19 protein-coding genes are annotated in these 20,977 nt (G+C 39.5%); 2 read left to right on the top strand and 17 right to left on the bottom strand.

Annotated elements, in window-relative coordinates; translation table 11 throughout:
* Nucleotides 1-242: 242 nt before the first annotated feature.
* The 11 genes from ACW6PM_RS01490 to ACW6PM_RS01440 form a co-directional block, all read right to left on the bottom strand.
* A complete protein-coding gene (locus tag ACW6PM_RS01490) occupies nt 243-1,595 on the bottom strand; it encodes a GH1 family beta-glucosidase (protein ID WP_456055979.1) in 1,353 nt (450 codons plus the stop codon).
* Between the two features lie 37 nt (nt 1,596-1,632).
* Entirely contained in the window at nt 1,633-2,790 is a 1,158-nt protein-coding gene (locus ACW6PM_RS01485; RefSeq protein ID WP_456055978.1) for an iron-containing alcohol dehydrogenase, read from the bottom strand.
* A gap of 15 nt (nt 2,791-2,805) precedes the next feature.
* Complete coding sequence (bilS, locus tag ACW6PM_RS01480; protein ID WP_456055977.1) at nt 2,806-3,306, bottom strand: flavodoxin family protein BilS; 501 nt, start codon at nt 3,304-3,306, stop codon at nt 2,806-2,808.
* Between the two features lie 120 nt (nt 3,307-3,426).
* A complete protein-coding gene (locus ACW6PM_RS01475) occupies nt 3,427-5,115 on the bottom strand; it encodes an AAA family ATPase (protein WP_456055976.1) in 1,689 nt (562 codons plus the stop codon).
* A gap of 169 nt (nt 5,116-5,284) precedes the next feature.
* Nucleotides 5,285-5,893 carry a hypothetical protein gene (locus ACW6PM_RS01470; protein ID WP_456055975.1) on the bottom strand — a complete coding sequence of 203 codons (609 nt, stop codon included), beginning with the start codon at nt 5,891-5,893 and terminating at the stop codon, nt 5,285-5,287.
* A gap of 191 nt (nt 5,894-6,084) precedes the next feature.
* A complete protein-coding gene (locus ACW6PM_RS01465; protein WP_117481958.1) occupies nt 6,085-7,416 on the bottom strand; it encodes an SLC13 family permease in 1,332 nt (443 codons plus the stop codon).
* 26 nt (nt 7,417-7,442) lie between these two features.
* The gene (locus ACW6PM_RS01460) at nt 7,443-8,432 is read right to left on the bottom strand and encodes a hydroxyacid dehydrogenase (protein ID WP_456055974.1); all 990 of its coding nucleotides are present in this window, start codon (nt 8,430-8,432) and stop codon (nt 7,443-7,445) included.
* 21 nt (nt 8,433-8,453) lie between these two features.
* Nucleotides 8,454-9,362 carry a 4-hydroxy-tetrahydrodipicolinate synthase gene (dapA, locus tag ACW6PM_RS01455; RefSeq protein WP_012742066.1) on the bottom strand — a complete coding sequence of 303 codons (909 nt, stop codon included), beginning with the start codon at nt 9,360-9,362 and terminating at the stop codon, nt 8,454-8,456.
* 33 nt (nt 9,363-9,395) lie between these two features.
* Nucleotides 9,396-10,649, bottom strand: a complete 1,254-nt coding sequence (locus tag ACW6PM_RS01450) for a four-carbon acid sugar kinase family protein (protein ID WP_456055973.1) — start codon at nt 10,647-10,649, stop codon at nt 9,396-9,398.
* A gap of 14 nt (nt 10,650-10,663) precedes the next feature.
* The gene (gene pdxA / locus ACW6PM_RS01445) at nt 10,664-11,704 is read right to left on the bottom strand and encodes a 4-hydroxythreonine-4-phosphate dehydrogenase PdxA (RefSeq protein WP_119224464.1); all 1,041 of its coding nucleotides are present in this window, start codon (nt 11,702-11,704) and stop codon (nt 10,664-10,666) included.
* An 11-nt stretch (nt 11,705-11,715) separates the two neighbouring features.
* Nucleotides 11,716-12,870 (bottom strand): iron-containing alcohol dehydrogenase, encoded by a 1,155-nt coding sequence (locus tag ACW6PM_RS01440; RefSeq protein ID WP_456055972.1) that lies wholly within the window; start codon nt 12,868-12,870, stop codon nt 11,716-11,718.
* Between the two features lie 282 nt (nt 12,871-13,152).
* Here ACW6PM_RS01440 and ACW6PM_RS01435 point away from each other — a divergent pair, with 282 nt between their 5' ends.
* A complete protein-coding gene (locus tag ACW6PM_RS01435; protein WP_456055971.1) occupies nt 13,153-14,934 on the top strand; it encodes a PrpR N-terminal domain-containing protein in 1,782 nt (593 codons plus the stop codon).
* Between the two features lie 3 nt (nt 14,935-14,937).
* Here ACW6PM_RS01435 and ACW6PM_RS01430 read toward each other — a convergent pair whose 3' ends face one another.
* Nucleotides 14,938-15,339: a DUF5300 domain-containing protein gene (locus ACW6PM_RS01430; RefSeq protein WP_456055970.1), complete on the bottom strand. Its 402-nt coding sequence runs from the start codon at nt 15,337-15,339 to the stop codon at nt 14,938-14,940.
* A 266-nt stretch (nt 15,340-15,605) separates the two neighbouring features.
* On the opposite strand from ACW6PM_RS01430, the gene ACW6PM_RS01425 reads away from it, so the two are divergent.
* Complete coding sequence (locus ACW6PM_RS01425; protein WP_456055969.1) at nt 15,606-16,184, top strand: hypothetical protein; 579 nt, start codon at nt 15,606-15,608, stop codon at nt 16,182-16,184.
* 118 nt (nt 16,185-16,302) lie between these two features.
* On the opposite strand, the gene ACW6PM_RS01420 is transcribed toward ACW6PM_RS01425, so the two are convergent.
* The 5 genes from ACW6PM_RS01420 to ACW6PM_RS01400 all read right to left on the bottom strand — a co-directional run bounded on the left by ACW6PM_RS01420 (nt 16,303) and on the right by ACW6PM_RS01400 (nt 20,958).
* Entirely contained in the window at nt 16,303-16,764 is a 462-nt protein-coding gene (locus tag ACW6PM_RS01420; protein ID WP_119224460.1) for a CRISPR-associated endonuclease Cas1, read from the bottom strand.
* 144 nt (nt 16,765-16,908) lie between these two features.
* Nucleotides 16,909-17,559, bottom strand: a complete 651-nt coding sequence (locus ACW6PM_RS01415; RefSeq protein WP_456055968.1) for a CPBP family intramembrane glutamic endopeptidase — start codon at nt 17,557-17,559, stop codon at nt 16,909-16,911.
* 89 nt (nt 17,560-17,648) lie between these two features.
* Complete coding sequence (locus tag ACW6PM_RS01410; protein WP_012743816.1) at nt 17,649-17,981, bottom strand: hypothetical protein; 333 nt, start codon at nt 17,979-17,981, stop codon at nt 17,649-17,651.
* A 103-nt stretch (nt 17,982-18,084) separates the two neighbouring features.
* On the bottom strand, nt 18,085-20,316 hold the full coding sequence (locus ACW6PM_RS01405; RefSeq protein WP_456055967.1) for a peptidase domain-containing ABC transporter: 2,232 nt from the start codon (nt 20,314-20,316) through the stop codon (nt 18,085-18,087).
* Nucleotides 20,317-20,355: 39 nt separating this feature from the next.
* A complete protein-coding gene (locus ACW6PM_RS01400) occupies nt 20,356-20,958 on the bottom strand; it encodes a hypothetical protein (protein WP_456055966.1) in 603 nt (200 codons plus the stop codon).
* Between the last annotated feature and the right edge of the window lie 19 nt (nt 20,959-20,977).

Genomic DNA, 20,977 nt, shown 5'->3' with positions numbered 1-20,977 from the left:
TTACTGCGCTGTAAATGTTATCGCATCCGAATCCGCTATTGTATCATAGCTCTCAGCATTGTATATGTGGAATTTAAGCTCCACCTGATCGACCGACGTGATTCTGCACACAATAACCAGGAATTGTGAAGGTACTGAACAGTTACGATTTTTTTTATCATAGCACATAAAAATAAGCCATGTTCTCACCGCTGTGGTGGTAACATGGCTTATTAAATTTTTTTAGTTAGTTTTTGTTAATATCAAATCTCATTCCTTGCAATAACATCATGATACCACCCTGCGGAATCCTTCGGAATGCGCTCTCCTGTCGCGTAATCAACATACACCAGCCCAAACCTCTGTGAGTATCCTTCTGTCCACTCAAAATTGTCCATAAGTGACCAGTAAAAATATCCACGGATATCAGCTCCATCTGCTATTGCTTTCTGCAGTTGAGTCAGGTATCTTTTCTCAAAATCAATACGCCCCGGATCGTGTACCTTTCCGTCAAGTGAAATCACGTCATTGCATGAAATACCATTTTCTGTGATATATATCGGCTTGTGGTAGCGCTCATACAAGAACCTTGGTCCCCAGTACAGGCATTCCGGTGTGATAGGCCATCCTGTTGCTGTCACAGGATATCCGATGCTTCTCGGCACTGATTCAGGCTGTCCATTATCTCCCATCCTGACCATCCAGCCGTTGTATATATTCTGACCATACATATCTATCGGCTGTGATATGAGCTTCATGTCCTCTGATGTAATATCAGGGAGTATATCATGAAACCTCCTAAGTCCTTCCTCCGGATAATGTCCTAAAAGCACCGGGTCTGACCACCATGATACGTTCCAGGTCCAGTTATCATCCGGTGGAATCTCAAACATTGCCTGCCTTGCAGCCTCAATGTCCTCTTTTTTATCGGTTGCCGGATATGGCATCCCACATGTAGGGGCAAATCCTATCTGCACATCAGGTGCAGCCTCTCTGATTCGCTGCACAGCACGGCCATGAGCCTTTAGTACATTATGTGACATCCTTATCGTTTCTGCCACTGAGCATTTATAGCCGGGTGCATGTATGCCCTGAAGATAACCAAGTCCTATAAAACATTGTGGCTCATTAAAGGTAAATATATTTTTCACTCTGCCACCAAAGGTCCTTGCAATCAATGCCGCATAATCCCCAAACCACTCCACAATCTCATCATTCAGCCAGCCGCCCTTTTGATGAAGCGCAAGTGGCAGCTCCCAGTGGTAAAGTGTCAGATACGGCTCTATTTTGTTTTCAAGCAGACTGTCTATCAAATCTGAATAAAACTGAAGCCCTTTCTGATTAACCTTTCCTGTTCCATCCGGCAATACCCTGCTCCAGTCAATTGAAAACCTATAGGCGTGCACACCTATTTTTTTCATTATGTCAATGTCCTCTTTATACCTGTTGTAGTGGTCGCAGGCTATATCAGGATTGTGATTTTCACGTATTCTGTCTGTATTATGCGAATACGCATCCCATATATTTTTCCCTTTTCCATCCCCGGCAGGCGAACCTTCTATCTGGATAGAGCTTGTCGCCGTGCCCCATACAAAATCATTTGGAAACTGCATCATTGTACCTCCTGAATTATAGTTTTTTAGCTAAAACCAATTAGAAAGCCGCTCTGTAAATCTCCACAATATCGTCCTTGCTAAGCGGTACAAACGATCCCTTTGAACCCTCGCAGGCCTTCTTTGCCATCACCTCAAAGTTCCTGTCGTCTGTGATTCCCACAGCTCTAAGATTTGCAGGAATGCCCATTGTCTCGAAGAAGAATTTCTTCAGCGCATCAATGCCAGCGTGTGCAAGTGCATAGTCATCATCACCGGAAAGTCCCCAGACATTTTTTGCAAACTCCACAAACATCGGAAGTGTGTCATCATTTAGTATGTGCTCCATCCACGCCGGTGTGAGTATTGCAAGTCCCTCTCCGTGGGTAATATCATAGAAAGCGCTCAGTTCATGCTCCATAGGATGTACGCACCATGCCGGTGAACAGCCATCGCCCACAACACCGTTGATTGCATGGGTGCCTGCCCACATCAGGTTGGCTCTGGCCTCGTAGTTGTCAGGCTGTGCGAGGGCAACCGGTCCATTTTTAATCATTGTACGCAGCAATCCCTCTGCCATAAATTTCTGGCAGTCAGCATTCTCCATAGAGAAATAATTCTCCATTGTATGGCTCATCATGTCTGCGGTTCCTGCTGCGGTCTGTTTTTTTGATACCGAAAAAGTATATTCAGGATTTAATATTGACATAGTTGGCACCATATACGGCGATCCTGTTCCCCACTTTTCATTTTTAGACATATCAGAGATAACAGCAAAAGGATCCATCTCTGTACCGGTTGCGGAAAGAGTAAGCACATCAAATATCGGAAGTGCCGACTTGACCTTTGCGCCATCAAGCACCAGATCCCACGCATCACCATCATACTTTGCACCTGCTGCAACAACCTTTGAGCAATCGATTGTACTGCCGCCTCCTATTGCAAGCACCATGTCGATACCCTCATTTTTACAGATTTCAACACCTTTTCTGACTGTCTCAATCTTTGGGTTTGGCTCCACTCTGCTAAGTTCAAACACGATCAGCCCCGCATCCTTAAGGATTTTCATTGCGGTATCGTAGAGACCGTTTTTCTTTATAGAGCCGCCTCCGTACACTAAAAGCACCTTGCTGCCATATGCCTTGAGCTCTGATAAACTCGAAATGGTATCCTTTCCGAAATGAATCCTTGTTGGAATGTTGAATGTAAAATTGTACATATATAATACCTCCTGCTAAATAATAGTATTTTTTAGTCGCTCTATATCATCTGCATCCGGGTGTGACAAAGCCCTGTCAAAATTTTCAATCAGCACATCAATATTATCCGGATGCTCCGGGTTTTCTTTCATTTTCACATAGCGCTCCCGCACAGACTGTGGCATTTTGCCCTGACACATATACGCTCCTACAATAGTGTTGCTTGAATCAATGGACATTTTAACATTGCCAAGAATCCTTTGAAAATATGCATCACTTCCTCCAAAACCGGCTGTTCCGAACAGAAATATCTTTTTATTTTTCAATTTAGATAAGAAATCCAATGTATCGCTATCTGCGTTTCCCTTGTCCGTCCAAAATCCAATGTATAGCAATTCGGATTCTATCCCACGGGCATCAGCCGCGCCAAAATAATCACAGCTCTCCTTTGGTAAGATTTCATGAATTTTATCAGCCAGCTTACGTGTGTTGCCGGTCATACTACTGAATATTATTGAATAATTTTCGTTGTACATGTAATATCCTCCTTCAAATTTATCTAATATTTAGGCATTTGCACTTTAAATTCATCAACTCATTATAGGCAAAGCAAGTATTGGCAATCATATTTTCAATTTATCGTATCATAATTTCTCTCAGCATCCGATCAACACTTTTTTTCCGCAAAATGCAAATCTGTAATGCTTGATATTATTCTCAGATATTCCCCTGTCCAGCAATTGAGTATCATAGTTTTTCTCATCAATTTGTCTGAGCGCTGCCGCAACCGTATCTTCGAGTCCACTTTCTTCACTATCATCAAACACCTTAAACTCCATAACAAATGCGTCACGTCCCTTCTCCCTCGGAACCAGAACTACATCATATCTTCCAAAGCCACTTTCACGATTTGAAAGGACTTCATAATTATCACGTATATCAACCAAAAGTCCAAGCACAAAGCCATGATAAAAACGCTCCGGCTGACTACGGTCTGATGGATGATTGCCTGTATCAAAACTACTAAAAGTAGACATCGCCACATCATTCATATACACGTTCATTGCTTTTACATCCCCACTAAATAAAGCCTTCACAAATTCATTATAGTTGGATGATACATCCGCAAACCATCCTTTGAACAGATTAGAAAACATACTTATAGTCTCAAGATTCGTTATACTAAGTCTATACCAGGGCTCAAGAGTCATTCCCTTATGGACAATGCTATCAACCTTCAGATACCCACTCGCCAGAAGAAGGCTCCATATAGCGCTCTCATCTTTTTCGAGCCGGTTGAATACTATCTGTTCATCAAAATTAACCTCAATACTCTTTCCGTTAACCAGACTTTCCATGAGGCTCTTTATCTCTGCAGATGATTCCTGTATAAGTCTGCTTATAAGAGCATTGGAGCTGGTAGCAGCCCAATAAGGCTTTAACTTTTTTTCTTTCAGGAAATTAGTGATAGACCATGGATTATATATATCTTTGAGCGAACCAAAGGTAAATCCATCATACCACTGCTTAACAACAGCTTTTTTATCACTCATGCCATACTTTTCAATCGACTCAAAAACCTCTTTCTCAGTAAAACCAAAGCAATCAGCATATTGCTCTGATGTAGTCGTAACAACTACCAGGTTATTCAGATCTGAAAAAACAGACTCTTTTGAGACTCTCGTAATTCCTGTCATTATTGCACGTTCCATATATGGGTTGGTCTTAAAAGTAGAGTTCAGCAATCCTCTCATAAAATTAACGAATTCATCCCAATATCCATGAATGTAAGCTTCCTGCATAGGTGTATCATATTCATCAAGTAGAATAATAACCTTCTTCTTGTAGTACTCGCTTAAAAAATATGACAGATCTTTAAGGGAATCCTGAGCTGTTACATCATCAATCCTATCTGTCATGTCTGACAGCTTACGCCTGTCAGCTACTGTGAAATCAGGATAATCCATCAGATAACGATACTGCCTGTATACATCCGCAATTATCTTCTTAACCTTCTGTACCGCATCCTTATAATTTCCCTGCTTTACATCAGCAAAGCTTATAAATATAACAGGATATGCTCCCTGTAGCTTGCGGTATTTTACGCTGTTCCATATAGAAAGTTTCTCAAAAATCTCACTTTTTTCCGAATAATGATTTGAGAAAAAATAATTAAGCATACTCATATTCAGAGTTTTTCCAAAGCGGCGTGGTCTGGTAATAAGCGTGATGTCATCCGCACTCTCCCACCATTGCCTGATAAAATCAGTCTTATCTATATAAAAATAATTGTTTTCACGAAGGTATAGAAAATCCTGTTTTCCGATGCTTATAGTCTGTGCCATACTTTCTTCTCCTAAAATCATATATGCCTATTATATAATTCTTTTGAAACGATTACAAGCAAAGAAAGATACCGCTTACCCCCATAACAACAGCTTACGCGAGAAATAAAATACAAATGGTAATGGCAGCATAGAAATAAAAAATATTATAATATAGGTTAAATATACATTACAGGTTCTTTATCACTTCAACTCTGGTTACCACCCCTTCGCGCATACTATCCACTCTAAGTGCACAATCCTTATAATACACACAGGCACCTATTGCAACCGTCTTTCCCTCTTCACCTAGCTTGTCGCTTATGACATTGCGAAGAATTCTTGTCTTTTCCTCCGGAATTTTGGCTCCGGTTATGAGATTCGCGTGTGCCACTGTCTGGCTGCCCCGGCATATCATGTGATCTGCCTCATCAAAACTGCAGAACAGGAATTTTCTGATTGCAAACAGCGCTGCTATCGCGCCAATTCCAACAAGAGTCTCATATACATTGAGGTGCTCGACTATCATCTGTCTGGCTGTTGCAAAAAGCAGAACCTCTATTATCGTGCCCGGCTGATGCGTACAGAGCATCTTTACAAACTCCACGCCTATAGCAAGCGACATGGCAAATTCCATGTAATACTCCAGTTCAAGCTTGTCATGCCATATATCAAAAAAACATTGACCTACAAGCTTTATAATAAGTATCGCTATCACAAATACGAGAAATGCAGACAATACCAGTTCCACGTAGGTCGCTATGTTTTTCATGGTTTTCCTAAAAAATTGTTTCATCATTCGATCTTCCTCTCAGTTATTGTATTATTGAATGAATTGCTCCCGGGATGCTCATATCCACAAACAGAGCTATCATAAATGATAGCTCTGCCTGTATTGTTAGTATCTGTTTTATTATGTACACAAACTTTCCATACTGATTTATTATTCGGTGTACCGGCAAATATTTGCCGCTTCAGGACATTCAATTCTTAGAACAGGAATGCCACACTGCATATGGAAACAACTGCAATAAGTATAATAAGTAACGGTCCACCGATTTTTACGAAATCCGAAAACTTGTATCCTGCCGGAAGTATCTGCATATTTACGGCTGTTCCGAAAGATGTTGCTATTGCAAGGTTTGAGCAGGCACCGATTACGATTACCCATGGAATAGGACTGATTCCAAGCGATAATGCAATTGCTATACAGATTGGTGTAAGCATTGCTGCTGTGGCATTGTTTGACATGATGTTTGTCAGTACACTTGTAAGCACTGCGATAACTACTGTAAGAAGCACAACCGATGCGTTCTTTCCTCCGAAGAGGTTGAGTACAGCGTTTGCGATTAATGCTCCACCACCTGATACATCAAGACCTGTTCCGATTCCTGATATTGTTCCGATACATACAAAAACATCCCAAGGAAGATCCGAATATGCTTTTTTAATCGAGATACAGCCTGTTCCAAGTACTATTGCAGCACCTATAAGACCGATTGTACCGATGTTAAAATAGCTCTTGAATGGCTGGAAACCGCTTAATACAAATAATACTATGCATAAAATCATGGTTCCGAGTGCCACATAGCCCTTCCATGCCGGAGCATCTGACTCCTGTTCCTTCTCGAGCTTATGTATCTCTGCAACTGAATACATATTTCCCTTGTCGAAGTCAGGACTATTCGGTTTTAATACCTTGTCGAGGAGCTTGTAGCCGATGGTTCCCCAGAAAATAATCTGTACAACTGCTGCCGGAAACATGATCTTTGTCATGTCAAACATTCCCATGCCTTCCTCATAACCGGCATATCCCTGTAATACTGAGTTTGCTGCAAGCTGTGAGGTTGAGCCGATCAGTGAACATGCACCGCCGATAACGGCTGCTGTTCCGGCTGGGAAAATAACCATTTTTGAGCGGATTTTTCCACATGAGTTTGCTGCTACGATTGCGATAATAGGCATCCAGATAGCAACAGTTCCGTTGTTACTCATAAATGCTGACATCAATGAACATACAGCACTTACCGTCACTATAAACCGCCTCTCCGTCTTGGCAAGAAAAGAATTTCCGATTTTTTCTCCTATCTTTCTTGCTATTCCGGTTTCAAAAAGTGCGGCACTTACAACACACATTCCGACTACCATCGGCCAGCCTGTTGCGCTGAATCCGCTGTATACTGCGGATAGCTCCATTTCCGGAATAAACATTGCCATTGCTACCGAACCCAGGATAGCAACCACGCTTATCGGCAGTCTGTTCCAGACAAACAAGCCCATTGTAATTAATACAATTATAATTGAAATAATACTAGAATCCATATTATATCCCCCGATATATTTTTATTTTAAACCTCTGCCCAGTCAGCACCCTTCCATTTCTCGTGCTCATATACTGACTTGTCGGCTACATATGGCCACTTTTTACCTTCTGCTACTGCCAGACAGCCCTTGACACACATCTGTGCCATCTTGATTACTGCCTCTCTTGTCTGGGCTGCTGAATGCGGACTTACGATAAGATTTCTGCAGTTTAATAACGGATCATCTGTTTTTGGCGGCTCGCTGCAGAATACGTCTGTTCCCGCGCCGGCGATAACTCCGTTATTTAATGCTTCTACGAGATCTGCTTCGTTGATGATTCCTCCACGGCTGCAGTTTATTATAAGCGCCGTCGGTTTCATAACAGAAAGCTCCTTCTTTGAGATCATGTTCCTGGTCTGATCTGTGAGCGGTACATGGATTGATACCACATCGCTGTCCTTTAACAGGTCCACATAATCCTCATAATATTTAGCACCATAGCCTTCTACCTGCTCTTTTGTCATAAAAGGATCGTACGCTGCAATGCTCATTCCACAGCCTTTGCAGATTTTGGCTGTTTCTCTTCCAATTGCTCCAAGGCCAAGGATTCCGACTGTCTTTCCCTCAAGCTCGAAAGCCTTCTTTGCTCCACGGATTTCCCAGTTTCCTTTGCACATCTCATTCTGTGCCTCGATAAGATTCTTTGACAATGCAAAAATCATTGCTACCGCATGCTCAGCAACACTTCTGTTGTTGGCTCCCGGTGTTATAACCACCGGGATACCAAGCTCTGTTGCTTTTTTTACATCAACCGAATCGTATCCTACGCCTGTACGTCCGATTACCTTGAGCTTCGGGCTGTTTTCTATAGCATTTGCATCACATTTTGCAATTCTTACAATAAGAGCATCTGCATCCTTCATCTCGTCAAGATAATTGTTCGGATCCTGATTGTCAGCTACATATACATCAGCTATTCCATCTAAAAGCTGCATTCCTTCAGGGCATACAGCCTGTGTCATTACAAACTTCATATTAGTTCATCCTCCCCAGAGTTAGTTCATACCTTTGTCAGCATTCTCTTTTAATACCTTTGCAAGCGCTTCCACACCCTCATCACACAGATAGTTGAATGGACGTCTGCAATCGCCAACAGGATATCCGAGCATTGCAACCGCTTTTTTAACAACTGTGTTAGGATTGCCGTATTTGAATACAGCTCTGAAGCTTGCGATAGAATCCTGTGCTGCCTCTGCCTCCTCAAGCTTGCCCTCTTTGAAAAGGTTGTAGATTGATGAAAGCACATGTGGATAAACATTTGAGCATCCTGCGATTCCTCCGACTCCTCCTTCTTTTAATGCAGGAAGAATGAGCGAATCATTTCCTGATAAAACATAGAACTTCTTGTCAAGTTCACGTGTCTCTGTGATATATGCCTTTAAGTTATCCCAGTCACCGCTTGAATCCTTTGCACCGATGATAAGGTCAACATCCTTTGCAAGCTTCTTTACTGTCTCAGGAAGCAGCTTGTTTCCTGTACGGGCAGGAATATTGTAAAGAACGATTGGAGTATCTACATGCTTGGCAACCTCTACATAGTGATCGTATAACTCCTTCTGTGATGCAACCGCAAAGCTTGGAGTGATTATTGAAAGGACGTCAGCTCCGAGCTTTTCTGCCTCCTTGCTCATTCTGATAGTATCCTGTGTTGAAATGCAACCTGAGCCGGCATATACAGGTACTCTTCCTTTTACCTGATCAATTGCAGCTTCAAGGACTTCGCATTTTTCTTTTTCATTTAAGATATATCCCTCACCGTTTGTTCCAAATGGGAAAATTCCGTGCACACCGCCATCGATAAGTCTGTCAATCTGTGTTCTGAGCTCGTCAGTGTTGATGCTCTCATCTGCGTTCATTGGTGTTAAAATTGGTGTAATAATTCCTTTTAATTCTGTCTGTTTCATGTTTTTCTTCTCCTTTTAAACTTGTTTATTTTTTTATTTTTGATTTAATATTTTGTCTGCAATCTTTACCAGTACATCTTTGGTTCCGAACCCACCTGATTTGGATATTATCTGCTGCACAAATCCGTGATTTTTCAGATTGGAAACAACCACACCCTGTTCTATCTCACATACCGGTGTAATCTGGGTACAGCCTATCAGCTTCATATACCCCATCAAAGTGTCGCCGCCTGTCATAAGTATTGTCGTATCCTGCTTATTTGCTGCCAGATAGTCGGCTATGTGTCCATGTGCCGTTGGAATCAGGGCTCTTACATCATTCATAGTCAGCTTATTTGCTTCCATAAAGCCCTTTTTGTCTTCTTCCCGGTCTATGGAATCAATGATGAGACATCTGTCTTTTTCACATTCTTCCTGCATTTTGTGCAAAAACTCCAAGCCCGCCTGCGTGCTGTAATAATCCTTCTGCAATTTTTGTTCTACGGTCATATGGATTCTTGAAAATCCGTGTTCTTCGGCATAGTCAAGCTGATTTTGCGTAATCATATTCAAACTGCCACATTCCACAAGAAAATTTTCACTCTTCCTATAGCTTTGCGGCTTCGCTGCATCAAATCTGAGCTTGTCGGCAAGTGCTTCCGCAAGTGCGGCACATCCGGCAATAATGCAAAGCTCATCTTTTTCCTGCAATTCATCAAGCCTTTCTTCTATGTCTTTGTGTTTTTCCACATCGCAGATTACGATACGTTCATCGCTTTTTATATCATTCAAAGCTTCATTGTGCTTAACACAGGCACATTTCAAAGCTGTCTGCTGTGCGATAATATCAGGTATGTACGATAGCTTTACCGGTTCAAACGGATCCTGCCCGAATACACTTTTTTCAAGAAGCTGCCCCTGTATGTAGTGAGTTCCGTTTACCGTACAGCGGTCTATCTTCGGATACCCTGGCAGGAAATAAACTTTGTCGTGTCCGCTTCCGTCCAAAACTGCCTGAAGCTCACTTCCTATATTTCCGCGGAGCGCTGAGTCCGTTTTTTTGAAAATAACAGGAATCTTAATTGCTTTTGCCCATTCTGTAATATTTTTTACAGTATCATATGCCTTAGCTGCCGGCATTGGTCTGGTCTCAGAATCTATAACCAGAACCTCTGTCATCTCATCTATATCCCCGATAGCTTCCGGCATTTTTGTAAATACCTGGGTGGCAATTCCTTTATTCACAAACTGGATTCCGGTATCCAATGCACCGGTAAAGTCATCTGCTATGATCAACAGCTTTACCATCGCATTTCCTCCCGCTATTTTTTGTTTACTGCAAGCTTTGTCGCATAGTCAATTGAATTTACAAGGCTTAACTCATTCGATTCGCCTTTTCCTGCGAGGTCAAAGCCTGTACCATGGTCTACCGATACCCTTATTACAGGGATTCCGAGTGTTACATTTACGCCTGCTACCGCATCCCATTTCTTTAATTCTTTGTTGTATACAAAGCCTTTAACCTTCAGAGGAATATGTCCCTGATCATGGTACATTGCTACAACTATATCATACCAGCCTCCGATTGCTTTAGAGAATATGCTGTCAGGCGGTGTCGGTTTTTTCTCAGGAATATTGATTCCTTCTGCCATTGCCTCATCTATTGCCGGCTGGATTTCCTCAATTTCCTCTGTTCCAAACAGTCCGTTTTCTCCGCAGTGTGGGTTAAGACCTGCCACACCAATCTTTGGATTCTCAATGCCTATCGCCTTGCAGGCATCATTTGCAATTCTTATAACTTCAAGGACTCTGTCCTTCTTTACCTTGTCACATGCCTGCCTGAGAGAAACATGCGTCGATACGTGTACAACCCTCAAATCCTCGTGCGCAAGCATCATTGTGTACTTGTCTGTATGGGTGTACTCTGCATAAATCTCTGTATGTCCCGAATAATGATGTCCTGCCATATTTATTGCCTCTTTATTTAAGGCATTTGTGACAGTTGCGTCAATCTCGCCGCTCTGCGCAAGCTCTATTACCTTTACGACATACTGAAAAGCAGCCTCTCCACACATCTTTGATACTTTTCCGAATATGTGTCTGTCCATGTTCACAAGGTTCATGTCGTACACATCAATCGTTCCGTACTCAAACTTTGCTTCTTTAATATCGTGAATCGCATGAATCTTTATCTTTCCTTCTTTTCCTGCGATTTTTACTGCCTCTTCCATACATGCGGCATCACCGATAATCACCGGACGACACTGCTCATATATTTCAGGTCTTGATAACGCTTTTACTGAAATCTCAGAACCGTTTCCCGCAGGATCTCCCATTGTAATTCCGATAATTGGCTTTTTCATAGGTTCCTCCTTTATTTTAATACCTTAAGATATATGCTTCTGATATCGTCAAGGCTTAATTCTTTCATATTATTTACAAGAAGTCTCTGCTGTTTGCTTCCGGCATCAACAAGGAAATCCAGGTCCTCCGGCTTAACACCGAATTCCTTTAAATCTGTTGGAATGTTTGTAACCTTTACAATGTCAGCAATCTGATCGATCATGTACTGTGCTTTCTCATCCTCAGATTTTCCTGCATGCTCAGGGTAAACAGCATCGCAAAGTATTGCAAGTCTCCTGCTGCATGCGTCCTTGTTAAATTCCATAACATGTGCAAAAAGTATGGCATTTGATACACCGTGAGCAATGTGATATTTGCCTCCCAGTGGATATGAAAGTGCATGAACTGCTGTTGTTCCGCTTCCTGTGATTGCGACTCCGCCATAGAAGGCTCCGGTCATCATATTGCTTTTTGCTTCCATATTGTCAGGATTGTTATAAGCTTCCCTGATATTGTGGAAAATAAGCTTGGCTCCGGCTACTGCGTAGGTATCGGAAAACGGTGTTGCTTTCTTTGAGGTGAAGCACTCAACCACATGGGCCAATGCATCTACACCTGTTGCTGCCACAATTGATTTTGGAAGCTTTCTGATCATATTTGAATCCAATACCACATAGTCCGGAATCATACTGTCATTTACAATTCCTTTCTTTGACTGTTCCTCCGGAACCGCAACGATTGCATTGCAGGTTGCCTCAGATCCTGTTCCGCAGGTTGTCGGAATCATAACCGTCTTAATCTGTTTCTTTGCAAGCGTCGGATCATTGAGCAGATCTTTTATAGTGTAGTCTGCATCTTTTAATACGCAGCAAAGCTTTGCTGCATCCATAACACTTCCCCCACCGATTGCTATGATAAGATCTCCTGATGCGCTCTCCACTTCCTTCATAACCTTTTCAACATCCTGATATGATGGTTCACAGGCAAGATCATCAAATACCTGATACTCTGTCTTGTTTTCCTCAAGAATCTCTGTCAGCAGATCTAAAAGTCCTGTTGCACGAATGCCTTTATCAGTAAAAACTATTACTTTTTTTGCATTCTCTTTTTCTATTACCGCTTTCACATTCTCAATGCTTCCTGCTCCGCCAAAGATACATGACGGAATTTTAATCTGATAACTCATATATTACCTCTCCTTTGTTATATTGTTATTCTTGTGTTTTATTTTTGAACATCTCTTTGAACTAATCATATAATATCTGTTTTTTGTGACTCGTTCAACGCGTTGTTTTGTTATTTTTGTTCTATTTTGAAACATACGTCGCATTTATTTGTTGCATTTTGAAACATACTGTAATACAATATGGTTAAATAGTAACAAAGCATCACTAGTGCTATCTTTACGTTTCATTTTTAAACATTAAAATAACCACTTAACATTTACAAATCCTAAAAGGAGAAATATATGCAGAAAACCAAGATTCTTGCAGTCGCCCCTTACGAGGGCATGGCTGACATACTTACCGATATAGCACAGTCGCGCGATGACATTGCTCTCACTGTCCAGACCGGCGATCTGTTCACCGGCCGTGATATAGCAATGCAGCTTGCACATAAAAATTACGACGTTATCATTTCGCGAGGCGGTACCGCAGAGCTTATACAATCTGCTGTTGAGCTTCCCGTCATAGATATATCCATCTCTGTTTACGATATACTTCTGAGCATCAAGCTTGCCGAGAGCTACAACGGAAAATTTGTAATTGCCGGTTTTCCCGGAATCACTGCAAATGCACATCTGCTGTGCGACCTGCTTCAATATGATATTGACATAATCACTTTCAAGGACTCGGCAGATGCAGTCAATCGCCTTAAAGAAGCAAAAGAAAACGGCTGCACGCTTGTCCTATGTGACGTGACCGGTGCCAGAGCCGCAAAGGATATCGGATTAAATTATAATCTTGTAACCTCCGGCAGGGAAAGCATAGAAAACGCCGTTGCCGAGGCTGTAAAGCTTGTGCACTCTTCCAATTATGTCCACAAGCAGAAGGATCTGTTCCAGTCGCTTCTGACCGAGGATGACCGCGAATTCTTAATTTACTCGCCTGCAGGTACTCTGTGGTTTTCAAGTATCGCAATAGATGAAATGAATACATCGTTGATGAATTTTGTACAGACCTACATTAAGTCATTTTTGAAAGTTCCGAACCAGACCGTTTCGCATCAGATACGCGATAACATCTATACTCTGTACAACCGCCACCTGATTTACGATGACCAGAAGTACACTGCAATTACTATATGTAAGAGTCCTGCATTAACCGCCGAGGATGACCCTGGCTTTCAGATTTACAATATTGACAACACCTCCTCCAACGACTTTGCTGACGCTTACAACGGAACCGGTAAAGCAGGCAAAATAGCGCAGATAATAGAAGAATACGCTAAAAGCCATCTGCCTGTGCTTATTCTCGGAGAAAACGGAACCGGCAAAGGCAAGGCTGCATCACTTATTTACAAGCAAAGCAACTATAAGCACGCTCCATTTTACAGTATCGACTGTTCTCTGATAAAAGAGCGTAAGTGGCACAGCCTGCTAAACAATGAGAATTCTCCTCTCAACGAAGTGGACAGCACAGTATTTTTTGAAAAAGCCGACGCTCTTAGTCTGGAACAGATTGGTGATTTGTTTCAATATATAGACCAGACGAAGCTTTGCACGAGAATGAGACTCATAGTCTCGCTTTCCATCAACAACTCCAATCAGCCTGCATTTGCCACAATACGCACCTTTATGGAGAATCATCTTTCCTGCCTTACCATGAATCTCCCACCGCTTCGAGAGCGCATTGACGATTTTTCCGGTATAACCGCGCTCTATCTACACCGGTTCAATGTCTCCCTTGGAAAACAGATAATAGGCTTTGACGTTAACGCAATGGAAAAAATGCACTCGTACAACTGGCCTAACAATCTCGACCAACTGCAGCATGTCCTCAAAGAGCTTGTCACAATAACAAAGACACCGTATATCTCCTGTGACACTGTAGAAGCCATCCTGAAACAGGAGCCCGACTACGGACGCGTCTTTGATGATTCAGTAAAATTTGATGGAACTCTAGATGAGATAAATTATCAGATCATTCTTCAGGTGTTACACGAAGAACATGACAATAAAGAAAAAACCGCCAGGCGGCTCGGCATAAGCCGAAGCACACTCTGGCGGATCTTAAAGAACAATAATTAATGCTTAATCAATTTCTCCCTGTGGGATAAAAACCTGAACATCAGCATTCTCGTCAAGCTCTATAAATACTCTTGTATCTTTGCCGACCAGTCCCTTAAAATGTCCGGTGAATTTCTCTCCGGACTGGGTTGTTCCGGTAACATCCATTTTGTATACGCTTCCCACATCTGATGAGAAATCAATTGAATCATGGCTGCCAAGGTTGTTGACAGTCTGCTCTTTGCCATCATTCCAGGTTACCTCGATATTCTTAACATTAAAATAAGTCTGGTTTATAAGCCGGATATTTGTTGTCTCTTTTCCGTCCTGCGCTGCATAAATACAATTAGTACCTATTAACACTCCTGCCATGATAGTAACTAATGCAAACGTAGCAAGAACTTGTTTGTTTATTATTTTATTCATTTCTGAATACCTCCTTATAATGGCACTCCATTATCTTCGCGGATATTTTATCACAAGATATATTAATTAAACAATTGTCAATTAGCTCAAAACTTTTTTATTATTTTATGTTTTTATTGACACTTTTTCAAAGTATTTGACATTATTTTTGGGTTTGTTTTGTACCTAAATTTTCCACCTAAATTTTATATGAGCGTATTTAGATAAAAAATGGACGAAGCATGGTATAAATGATATAATTAAAATGAATGATGGAATAATAAGAAATGGTAGAAACTGTTATGGGATTGTTATATGCAATATTTTCAATTTTTATCACGCTATTTTTCCCAAAGCAAATTACGGATGTGATTTGTTATGGAAGACATCGTGATAGAGAAAATATAAAGAGTAAAAAAATATATTGTCTTATATATGTTTTTGGGACATTATTTTTTGGTTTGTTTTGTCTTATGATGGGTTCGGCATCAGGTGTAAATAATACATTTGATAGAGTTTTGGATTATTATGGATTGAATTTTGGCGAATATGATTATTTTGAGGCGGCGTCCATATATGACGAGCATGATTATAAACATGAAGGTGATTTCACTCTTGTATACTATATCAGAAAAAATGAAGATAATTTAGATGATTTAATTAAACAAATTGTTCAAGAAAATAATTCTATATACAAAAGATATCAGCTCAGTGAAATTGACGTGGTATATGAAACGAATGGTATTTATTACATATGTGAAAAGGGGGAGGTGATTGCAAAGGTAGTAGTAGAAAACGATGGATTGTTAAAAAAAGTAAGTTATCAATGGAGTAGAGAAAAATTAGAACAAAATCTAGGAGGGTAACAGTATTGTTATGAAAATCCGCGGTATATTACTCCTGCAAAAGACCACATTAAATAATAGGCTCACTAATTATATCCTGGCAAGCCTATTATTTTCTTTCAAACCTATCTGTCAATAGTTAGCTGATTCTCAAATGTTCGCTAACTGATTCATAAAACTTAAACAATGGAATGTCTTTATAGTCTATCCCTTCATCCAAGTCTTCTGAATATAACAAAAGGGTGCTTTTAGAAGTGTTTTTCATGTCTATATGTAAACACAATACATTTATAAAAAAATAATCGAAATAATGAATTTCACACTTTATTACATCTTGATATTCATATTTATTCCCATTAATATAGAAGAAATCTTCATATATCTCATACTCAAATTCCTTTATGAATAATTTCCTTGTTGCTTTTTGATAAATATATGCTATTCCTACAATCATAAATGCATTCATAAAAATAAATGGAAATCCATTTATATTCAAGCACAACCTATCAATTGAATATTCCTCAGCAAATACTGCCACAATTAACACCAAGAAAAATATAGAAAATCTACCAAATAAGTGCTGTATTTTTATCGTTTCCATATAATACCTCATACTTTTCAATCAACCAAACACTATTCCGTTATTTTTATGAGAATCTCTTCTGTCAATAAAATTGCCAATGCACAGTCTGTTGCATCATGCTGCTTTATAAATGTGTATCGCATTGTATTCCTTCCTTTTACATCATCTATGTGCAATGTCAATTATTATCCCACCAACTATAGACACATTCCAAAACATATGCAGTACGATTGCTGATACGATATTATTAGTGCGTAAATATACATATGCACATCCCATTCCAAGTATGAAATATATTAATAAATTGCTTATTTCCTGCATAAATCCACTCTGGTTTAAGCTATTTATGTGAAACATTGCAAATATAACTGCACTTATTAACATATAAACAACATTATCTGCCTTTAATATAGTTTTTAGAATAGTAATAACTGCACATCGATTAAATAATTCTTCTACTACTGGTGAAAATATTATAATTTTAATTATAATACCAGCCGATAACGCCTTCTCTTCTCCTTCTCCCAGCAAAACTTGAATTAATACTGACAAAAATGCTATTATTAAAAATACTGTACTAATTTCATTTAAAATCTCTTTATCAAAGGTTTTAAATCCTTCCCTCAAAAATGGGTAAAATATACCTATTGATAAAAAAAAGATTAAAGCATACATTATATAGTCGCTATATTCTATATAATGGTTTAATACAATATTCATGTATTTAAACCCACCAAGATATCCTATTATAAATATTATGGCATATACCATTATCGTAACTTTATATATTTTTTTCATTGTTGTTTTGTACAAAAGTAGTCTCATATAAAATAATTTATTGAGACTACTTTTCATTTTCTGTCTATCCTTAAATATTTATTGCCTTATAAACATACAATATTTTAAAATAAATCGTATGATCCTAATGCATACAGAGTTGCTGCTGTGCATACTCCTATAGCCACCTTTACCTGCCATGGAACCGCTTTGATAAATCTCAATAAAGTTCCACCTGCTTTACTCAACATTCTTCCATATGATAATCCCTTATTTTTTTCAACAAAATGTCTAAATGCAGCCCCTGCATAACCTAATGAAAATACTGCAAGAATTCCACATACATTCTTAAGCACTTGACGTCCACTCCACCCTCCTTCCGTATAGCACATTTCCTCTTCATCCATTACAGCATAACTGCTTGGGAGCACCAGTGCTCCATCGTAACACATATCCATATATGTGTACCTCCTTTTCTATTTGTTTTAATGTTTCTGTCATTCCTGTTTGCAACCAGGCACGACTTTATGTAAATGATCATTACATACAAAATTATAATCGCTAAGTGTAGCTCATCACTTCGCCATCATCCGGCTCTGTTTCATTCTCCTTATCCACGCTTTCGTCCTGCCTGATAACAAAATTTCCCTGCTGCATCTCCCACAGTCTGTAATACTGCCCTTTCTTTTCCAGCAGTTCCTTATGTGTTCCCTGTTCTATTATCTTTCCTTTGTCCATAACTATTATTTTGTCACAGTTTTTTACCGTTGCCAGCCTGTGTGCTATTATAAGCATGGTCTTCTTCCTGAATTTATTGTATATCATATCAAAAATGATATTTTCTGTTGCAAAATCCAGATTGCTGGTAGATTCATCCATGATATAAAACTGGTTTTCCTTAAGAAATGCCCTTGCAAGCGCAATTCGCTGTTTTTCACCACCGCTTAGTCCATTTCCGGCTTCTTCGAGATATGTGTAATACTGCATTGGAAGTCTCTTGATAAATTCATGTGCATCGGCCGCTTTTGCTGCCTCCCTGACCTCATCAAGAGTCGCACTCTGTCTTGTAACCCTTATATTATCATATATGCTTTTTGAAAAAAGCTCTATGTTCTGCGGTACATAGGATACAGCACGCCGGATATCGTCATTTCTGTATTCCGAGATATCCATGCCATCTATTGTTATGTCACCTGACTGCGGCTCATAATATTTAAGGAGCAGCTTAGCTATCGTAGACTTTCCGCTTCCGCTTGCGCCTACAAGTGCAACTTTCTGCCCTTTTTCTATCGTAAAACTCACATCATCCAGAGCAGGTTTTCGGTTTCCATAGCCGAATGTGACATGATTAAGCTTTATATCTCCATCAATCTGTGTTATTTCCTGATACTGTCTTTCACTCTGCTGCTCTCTTTCATAATCCATGATCTCAGACAGTCTCTTCATGGAAATGTTTGCCTCCTGTATTGAAAGCTGCAGACTTACAAGATTGCCGATTGGATCCATGAAATATCCCGCCAGAGTCATAAACGCCATATAACTTCCAAGTGTCAGGCTGTTGTTTATCACCTGCATAATGCCGACATACAGCATTACGAGATTTCCTGCTCCTGATATGACACTTGATATGGTTCCCTGCACATTTGAAAGCATTCCCTCTTTGTAACTTATCCTAAGTGACTTTATGTATTCGCGTTCTATACTTTCCAGTTCGATGTCCTCGTTCGCATTTCCTTTTATTGTCTCAACCGCGCGCAATCCTTCTATTATCTCTGAATTGAGTATTGATGACTGCTGCATCTGCTCCTCATTTATCTTCTTATAAGGCTGTTTAAATATAAATACCAGCACTATACTTATGATTGTCATCATTACAATTATCGCAAAAAGCTTTGGGTTCATCTGAAACAGTATCACACCTGTGATAAGAGCCATTGATATATCCATGATAAGCGATAATGCTATATTTGTAAAAATATCCTTTATGGTAAATGCATCTGAGAAACGTGTCGTAATGTCACCTGTTTTACGGCTTGCAAAGAATTTCATCGGCAGCTTGTATATGTGTTCAAAATATCCCAGCATAAGCGGAATATCTATCTTTATTGACAGGTGCATAAGTATCCACTGTCTTACAAAGCTGACAAATGTCGAGGTCAGTGAAATTCCTAAGAATACTGCAAGCATGATCTTTAAAACATCCTTCTGCCGGTAAGGCAGTATCTCATCATATATTATGTTGTTGAAAAGTGATGATAAAATCCCAAGAAGAGTTACAATAAGTGATGCCACAAGTGCATATATAAAAAGCTTTTTCTGTGGAAGAAGCAGCTTTATGTACCTGTCAAACAGCTTTGTTCCCTTAATCTTCTCACGTTCAAATTCGCTGTTTGGTTTTAACAGCAGTATCACACCTGTAAATTTCTTATAGAAATCATCTATTGAAATTCTCTCTATATCCTTCGCCGGATCTCCCACTATCACATACTTTTTCGTTATCCTGAAAACAACAACAAAATGCGACATTCCCTCTTTAGTAATAACATTTGCAATCGCCGGAAGTGTATATCTGCTAAGGAATCCTTCCCTGTCAACCTTAACCGCCTGGCAGTTAAATCCAAGCTGCTCTGCACATTTTGACAGACCTATGAAATTTGTCCCTTTCAGGTCAGTTCCCATAAGATCCCTTAATTTTGTTATAGTGGTTTCTTTTCTGTAATGCAGACAGACCATACCCATGCATGCCGCTGCACAGTCTGTTGCATCATGCTGCTTTATAAATGTGTATCGCATTGTTTCCCTTTCGTATGCTATATATTAAAAGCTTATTTTCTAATTTCTTCTGTCTAACAAAGCCTCATTTTTAGAAGCAAATCTTATAAAAAAACTGTTTGGCAACTCTGTATTTTTAAAAATCACAATATAAAATATTATAAGAATCAATTTTGTTACGTTTGATACATTTTCTACATTAACCAACAAAATATCATCCCACTTATAACCAAGAACACTGCCTATAGAACTCGCCAATACATTAAATGCAATAAAAATAAGTAAAAATTGTCTACTCCATATATTTTTTGACCAAAAAGATTTTATATATTTACGTAATAGTATCAGCACAATAGCAGAAAATACTATAAGAACAATGCAAACTAATGGTTTCTTATAAAGTTCAAATATATACTGCAAGCTAAACATGTTTATTAAAATTCCCATGCCACGTCCGCCAAATATTCCCGATTCATTCAATTCACATTCAATTTTCTTGATTTCTGATATCATAGAAATATAATACACTGCATAAAACATCAAACATCCGATTAATAATACGCTAATATTCTGAAACTCATCTCCGGTCGTTGTCTTGTCTAATATATAGTAACTAATTACACCTAATCCCCATATAATAAAATGTACGATATATTTTTTCACTCTTCACCCCTACATTTAG

The organism is Agathobacter sp. (assembly GCF_977054825.1).
The sequence above is the reverse complement of the archived record's forward strand: the minus strand, read 5'-3'. Positions and strand labels throughout refer to the sequence as shown.